This window comes from Bradyrhizobium sp. P2_E8 (genome assembly GCF_056403875.1).
Genome location: NZ_JBFUES010001710.1, coordinates 1 through 844 on the forward strand (window position 1 = coordinate 1; position 844 = coordinate 844).

At 68.6% G+C, this 844-nt stretch carries 2 protein-coding genes; both read right to left on the minus strand.

Going from position 1 to position 844, the window contains the following annotated elements; genetic code table 11:
• Positions 1–444, minus strand: a 444-nt coding sequence (locus tag AC1D00_RS43385; protein ID WP_477014964.1) for a YceD family protein, incomplete at its 3' end; no start/stop codon positions are given.
• The coding region (locus tag AC1D00_RS43390; RefSeq protein WP_477014965.1) for a ubiquinol-cytochrome C chaperone family protein at positions 441–844 on the minus strand (404 nt) is incomplete at its 5' end. The genes AC1D00_RS43390 and AC1D00_RS43385, both read right to left, overlap by 4 nt.

Below are 844 nucleotides of genomic sequence, written 5' to 3' on the forward strand. Positions count from 1 at the left end.
GAACAGGGCATCGGTGGCGAGCCGGCCAAGGTCGATGATGCCATTGATGATGGCCTCGGGCGGGTCGATGACCTCCGGCGGCTCCTCGTCGTCCTGCCCCTCCTCGATCAGGTCGGACAGGCGGCGTGCCTCGGCCTCGGGGGCGAAGGTCAGGTCCACCTCCTCCTCGATCTCGTTCTCGATCGGATCGAGCGTGACCACGCAGGTCTGGCCGACCCGGGCGCGGACGTGGCCCGTGACATGGAGCCGGCCACCGCTTTTCGGCACGACATCGAAGCTGGCGTTGGCGGACAGGATCTCCCGCACGCCCGCGACCTCCGCCATGACCTTCCGTTCAGCGGCCGACGCCTCGATCTCGCGGTGCAGGCCGGTATCGGGAATCTGCGCGACGATGACGGGGACCCGCCAGGGATCGGGCTCGGATCCAGTATTCGGTCGGTTCATGGCGTGACATCCTCGGGAAGCGCCGGGGGAAAGTTGAAGGACGCGCGCAGCAGCGCGGCCTCGTCGGTCCGGCCGAGATCGGCATCCGTGGCCCGCGCGTAGGCCGCGAGCCGCTTCGCCTGGTCCAGGCCGGCCCCATTCAAGATATTCTTGCAGATCGCCGCCGCCAGCGCCTCAACGCCACCTTCGATCRCCTGGTCGTAGGCCTGCACCCGGCCGTAGAAGGCCTCGCCGAAGGCCCGCATCCGCTTCGGCACGGTCTGGTCGCCCACCCCCATCTCCCGCAGATTGTCGTCCATGTCCTCGCAGAATCGGTCGAACAGCGCCTGCGACAGCTCCGTGGCGCCCTGGACCGTGCGCAGGCGGCGCAGCAGCAGCCAGAGATGGAGCAGCAACAGGT